General features: G+C 63.4%; 5 protein-coding genes and 1 pseudogene. 3 read left to right on the top strand and 3 right to left on the bottom strand.

What is annotated here, in order from left to right; translation table 11 throughout:
- The coding region (locus tag KBT70_RS18660) for a class I tRNA ligase family protein (RefSeq protein ID WP_296637730.1) at positions 1–1,272 on the top strand (1,272 nt) is incomplete at its 5' end.
- Between the two features lie 10 nt (positions 1,273–1,282).
- Positions 1,283–2,152 (top strand): hypothetical protein, encoded by an 870-nt coding sequence (locus tag KBT70_RS18655; protein ID WP_296637729.1) that lies wholly within the window; start codon positions 1,283–1,285, stop codon positions 2,150–2,152.
- A gap of 8 nt (positions 2,153–2,160) precedes the next feature.
- Here KBT70_RS18655 and KBT70_RS18650 read toward each other — a convergent pair whose 3' ends face one another.
- From KBT70_RS18650 to KBT70_RS18640, 3 genes are all read right to left on the bottom strand, one after another.
- Positions 2,161–3,324 carry a serine hydrolase gene (locus KBT70_RS18650; RefSeq protein ID WP_296637728.1) on the bottom strand — a complete coding sequence of 388 codons (1,164 nt, stop codon included), beginning with the start codon at positions 3,322–3,324 and terminating at the stop codon, positions 2,161–2,163.
- 175 nt (positions 3,325–3,499) lie between these two features.
- Entirely contained in the window at positions 3,500–4,180 is a 681-nt protein-coding gene (pth, locus tag KBT70_RS18645) for an aminoacyl-tRNA hydrolase (RefSeq protein WP_296637727.1), read from the bottom strand.
- 139 nt (positions 4,181–4,319) lie between these two features.
- A complete protein-coding gene (locus KBT70_RS18640) occupies positions 4,320–4,943 on the bottom strand; it encodes a 50S ribosomal protein L25/general stress protein Ctc (protein WP_296637726.1) in 624 nt (207 codons plus the stop codon).
- Positions 4,944–5,107: 164 nt separating this feature from the next.
- Here KBT70_RS18640 and KBT70_RS18635 point away from each other — a divergent pair.
- Positions 5,108–5,585 (top strand): annotated as a pseudogene (locus tag KBT70_RS18635) (hypothetical protein); the annotation flags it as partial.

Below are 5,585 nucleotides of genomic sequence, written 5' to 3'. Positions count from 1 at the left end.
GGCGCGGATGCGTGGTACAAGGAGGGCGCGAAAGAGCGGTTCCTGTCGGGCATCGTCAACCCGGACGAGTGGCGCAAGGTCGATGACATTCTCGATGTGTGGTTTGACTCTGGCTCGACCCATGCGTTTGTGCTGCGCGACCGGGCGGACGGGTCCGAGGATGGCTTGGCCGATCTCTATCTTGAGGGCACCGATCAGCATCGCGGCTGGTTCCATTCGTCGATGTTGCAAGCCTGTGGCACGCGCGGACGCGCGCCCTATCGGGGGGTGCTGACGCATGGCTTTACCCTTGATGAGAAGGGCAACAAGATGTCCAAATCCTTGGGCAACACTGTGGCCCCCGAGGAAGTGGTCAAGCAATATGGCGCGGATATTCTGCGCCTCTGGGTGGCGCAGGCGGATTATACCGCTGACCTGCGGATCGGGCCGGAAATCCTCAAGGGTGTGGCCGATGGCTATCGCCGCTTGCGCAATACGCTGCGGTTCATGCTGGGAGCGCTGGCCCCGTTTACCGAGGCGGATCGGGTGGACCCCTCGGAGATGCCCGAGCTGGAACGCTGGGTGCTGCACCGTCTGGCAGAGCTGGATCACAAGGTGAAGAAAGGCTATGAAACCTATGATTTCCAAGGGGTTTTCCAGCAGATTTTCAACTTCTGCACGCTCGATCTGAGCGCGTTCTATTTCGATATTCGCAAGGACGCGCTCTATTGCGATGGCGATACCGCGCGGCGGCGGGCGGCGCGCACGGTGCTCGATCTGCTGTTTCACCGGTTGACCACTTGGCTGGCCCCGGTGCTGGTCTTCACCATGGAGGAAGTGTGGTTGTCGCGCTTTCCCGGCGAGGACGGCTCGATTCACCTCACGGACATTCCCGACACGCCCGCTGATTGGCTCAATGAACCCTTGGCGGCGAAATGGGCGATGGTGCGGCAGGCGCGGCGGGTGGTCACGGCGGCGCTCGAGGTGCAGCGCACCGACAAGGTGATTGGGGCCAGTCTGGAGGCGGCGCCGGTGGTGCATATCCGCGATGCCGAGATGCTGAAGGCGCTGAAATCGGTGGATTTCGCGGATATCTGCATCACCTCGGATTTGGTGCTGACTGGCGATCCGCGCCCCGATGAGGCGTTCCGTTTGCCGGAGGTGGACACGGTCGGCGTGGTCTTTGAGCGGGCGGAGGGCGAGAAATGCCAACGCTGCTGGAAAATCCTGCCGGATGTGGGGCAGCACAAGCATCCGGGCACCTGCGGGCGGTGTGACGCGGCCCTGGGGTAAGCGGCGCGGGATGGCGATCTATCTGCACATAGGTCTGCCCAAGACGGGCACGACCTATTGGCAGTATTTGGTCTTTCCCAAGATCCACGGGATTGCGTATGTCCACCGCTCACAGAGCGATTTGGCTGGCCAAGAGATCAACCGTATTCTGCGGTCGTTGCATCACGCGGGCACGGAGCCTGTGGGCGGCGGCTGGCGGGGCCGTATTGCGCGGCTCACCGGGCAGGGTCGGCGCACCGCTCCGCGTGAGGGTCTGCGCGACGGGTTCGATGCGCTCTTTGGGCAGAGGCCCGACAGTGAGGATCGGCTCTTGTCCTGCGAGAACATATCGCTGACCAGCGACGGGTTCTGGAATGGGCGGGTCGCGACGCCAGAGGGGGTCGCGGCGCAGCTTGCGGCGATGGACCGCCAGTGGGGTGGTGGACAGGTGCGGATCATCCTCACCACCCGCCAGCCCGATAGCTGGCTTGCGGCGCGCTATGCCGAGTCGGCGAAGGATTTTGACACATTCAGCAACGCGGATTTCGCGCAGCGGGCCGAGGCCCTGCTGTCAGAGCCGTTGATGCCGTGGCAGCGGTGGATTGATACGCGCCATGTGCTGCGCGTCTTTGAGGATGTTTTCGGGGCAGCGCATGTGTTTCGCATGCCGCTCGAGCGGCTGGCCGCGCATCCGGCGCAGAGCATTCTCGAGATGGGGCGGTTCATCGGCGGGCGTGATCTGGGCTATGTCGTAGAGATGCTGGCGCGGCAAGGTAAACTTGGCGCGCGCTCCAACAGCCTGCGCGCGGGGGATGGGGAATGGCGGTTGCGGTCCACGGGCGAGGTCATCGGCTATCCGCCCGGACTGGATGCGCGGGTGCGGCAGCGGTTCGACGGTTGACGCCCGCCTCAGAGCGCCCCGGCGATCTGGCGCAGCACGGCGATGTTGCCATGTTTGACGCCCGGTTCGCGAAAGGCGCGGTCGGCTGAGGTGGCGACAATCACGACATCGCGGGCGCGGTCGATGTAGATATATTGCCCGTAAATGCCGTGGCCAAAGAATTCGCCCGGCTGGGCGTCGGCCGGCATCCACCATTGAAAGCCGTATTGCAAATCGCCCGGTGCGGTGGGGGCTGTGGGCGTGGTTGCGGCGCGCATCCAATCCTCGGGCACCACCTGTTGCCCGTTGTAGCGCCCGAGATTGGCGGCCATCAGGCCAAAGCGCGCATAATCGCGGGTGGTGACGTTAAGACCGCCAAGCGCAAAGGCCACGCCCTCGCCATCGGTCAGGTAAAAGGGCTCGGCTTCAAACCCCAAGGGTTGAATGATCTTGTCCGACAAGAGGTCCGGCAGGCTGCGGCCGGTGGCCCCGCGCAGCACCATGGCGAGGATATGCGTGTCGATCGAGACATATTGCCAGCGGGTGCCGGGGTCTGCCTCGCGCGCGGTGAGGCCCGCGGCAAAGCCATCCATCGTGCCGCCAAGCGCCAGCACGCGGCCCATGCGGTTGATGTCCGAATTGTAATCCAGATAATCCTCGTCAAAGGCCACGCCGCTCATCATCAGAAGGACGTTGCGAATTGTGGCCCCGTCATAGGCGCTGCCCGCGAGGCTGGGGGCGTAGCGCGTGACCGGATCGTCGAGCGAGGCGATCTGGCCTTCGGCCACGATCACGCCGAAGAGGGCTGAGAGAAAGCTCTTGGCCACCGACCAACTGATGCGGCGATCCTCGGGGCCTGTGCCCTGGTGATAGCTCTCATGCACCACAGCGCCCCGGTGCAGGACCATGAGCGAGGTCACGGTGCGGGCGGTGATCCAGTCGGTTGCCACGGCGGGCAGGGTCATGGCGGGACCTTGGGGCAAGGGCGAGACAGGGCCGGTGCCGCGCGGCACGGGAACATGCAGAAAGGCGCGGTCCATGTGTGAGAAGTTCTGGACGATGCGCTCTTCGTCAAAGAGGCTGTTGACCGCCCAGAGGCGCGCGATCTGGTCGCGCTTCCAGAGACCCACGGCCGCTGTCGCAAGGACCAGCACCACCACGATACGGGTCAACCATTTGAGCGCCTTGCGCATTCTCACCCTCCGAGGTTTTGCGCGCAGTTGAGCAGGGCCGCCGCGTCGGATCAAGTCTGACGTTGGGGCGGGGTCTAAATCGTTTCGGCATTTCTCTGAAACGCCGAAACGCTTTAACCCTTTGAGTTGGCGCAATGTCGAACCGAAAAGTCACTCAACTTTTTCTGAACTTGCTTTAGCGGAACTTGTCCGCGAGCCGCTGCAGGGGGGAGCGGGGGTCGGGTGTGGGCTCAGGCTCGGGGGAGGCGGCGCGCTCGGTCTGGACGGGGGCGGGGCGCGGAGGCTTGGGCGGTGTCATGGCCTGCGCCACGGCGTTCTGAAAGCGGTCGGGCTTGCCCACGGCAAGCCAATGCGCGCCCTTGCCGATGCCGCGCAAGAGGTCTTCTAGCCAGTCGTTTTCGGATTTGGCGAAGTCCTGAAGGACATAGGCCGCCACGCCGTCCTTGTGCCCCGGATGGCCGATGCCAAGGCGCACGCGGGCATAGCTCTCGCCGATGTGCTGATGGATCGAGCGCAACCCGTTGTGGCCTGCATGCCCGCCGCCTGTCTTGCAGCGCAGCTTGCCGGGGGCGATGTCCAACTCGTCGTGAAAGACGGTGACATCGGCGGGGGTGAGTTTGTAGAACCGCAGCGCTTCGCCCACGGATTGCCCGCTGAGGTTCATGAAGGTCATGGGCTTGAGCAGGACGGTGCGCGCGCCGTCGAGCGTGCCCTCAGAAACCATGCCTTGAAACTTGGACCGCCATGGGCCAAAGCCGTGATCCTCGGCGATGCGGTCGAGCGCCATGAAGCCGATGTTGTGGCGGTTCCGCTCGTATTTCGCGCCCGGATTGCCGAGACCTACAAAGAGCTGCATGGGTGGTGCCCCCGATCCTGAATGGGCATCGGTCTAGTTGGTCGGGGGCCGGGAATCAACAGGGCGCGGGGCGCACCAAAAGAAAACGCGGCCCCCGATGGGGACCGCGCTCGGTTGGGTGGGGTCTGGTCCCGCAGGATCAGTCCTCTTCGCCCTCTTCTTCCTCGTCATCGCCCTGCGAGCGCAGCGCGGAGGGGGCGGAGATGTTGCAGATCACGAAATCGCGGTCCTTGATCACCGGCTCGGAGCCTTCGGGCAGGTCGACCATCGAAATCGTGACCACGTCGCCGATTTTCTCGACCTTCGAGAGGTCCACGGTCACGTGATCGGGGATGTCACCGGCGAGCACGTTGAGTTCGACTTCGGGACGCACGACGGTCAGAACGCCGCCCTTGCGCAGGGCCTTGCACTGTTCCGCGTTGATGAAATCGACGTGGATGAACAGGTTGATCCGGGTGGTCCGGCGCAGGCGCATCAGGTCGACATGGGTCGGCAAATCCTTGACCACATCGCGCTGAACGTCGCGGCAGATCACGCGCACATCGTCATGGCCTTCGACCTGAAGGTTGAAGAGCGTCGATTTGAAGCGGCCCTTCTTGAGGCGCTTGAGCAGCGCGTTGAACGGAATGTTGATCGCCAGCGGCTCTTTGTCGCCACCGAACACCACACCCGGAACCATACCCGCACGACGGGCTGCGCGAGCGGCGCCCTTGCCCGTCCCCGCGCGTTCCTGGGCTTGAAGATCAGGAATTTCTCCAGCCATTTAAATTCTCCATAGGTTAGGGCGGGGCTCCTCCAAGGCTGTAGTCCCCGCATGAAGCTGCGCCAATAGCCGGGTTTTGCCGATTTGAAAAGCGGAATCTTGTTGCCGGGGCGGGATGCGTGACCTATCCGTCGGTCCCGATACGCAAGAGGAGCCTCACTGTAATGCCACGCCGCGTTTTCCTGCATGTCGGCATGCCCAAATGCGCGACGACGACGATACAGGCGGCGTTGCTGCAAAAGCAAGAGGCGCTGCGCGGCTTGGGGATTGCCTATGAGATGCCGGAAGGGCCGGTCACGGAGGGGCAGGGCAATGCCGCCGATCTGGCGATGGCCGCCTATCGTGAGAGAGCGCCGGTCGTTGCGGCAGCCCTTGATTTCTTTTCGCGTGGTGCGGGGGATGTGGTGTTGAGCGCCGAAAGTCTGGCGGGCCTGTATAAATCGGCGGTGGCTATCCGGCTGGTGGAGGAGCTGCGAGCGCGGGGTTTTGAGGTCTCGGTGATTGCGGTCTTTCGCAGACAGGATCACTGGCTCGAGTCCGACTTCAAGCAGCACGTCAAAGGTGGGCAAAAGTGGAACGGCAGCATCGAGGAGTTGCTGGAGAAGCGCACGCAGCAGGATGTGCTGAACTATGCGCTCTTCA

The organism is Roseovarius sp. (assembly GCF_018066915.1).
GTDB lineage: Bacteria > Pseudomonadota > Alphaproteobacteria > Rhodobacterales > Rhodobacteraceae > Roseovarius.
This window is presented reverse-complemented; position numbering and strand designations above follow the sequence as displayed.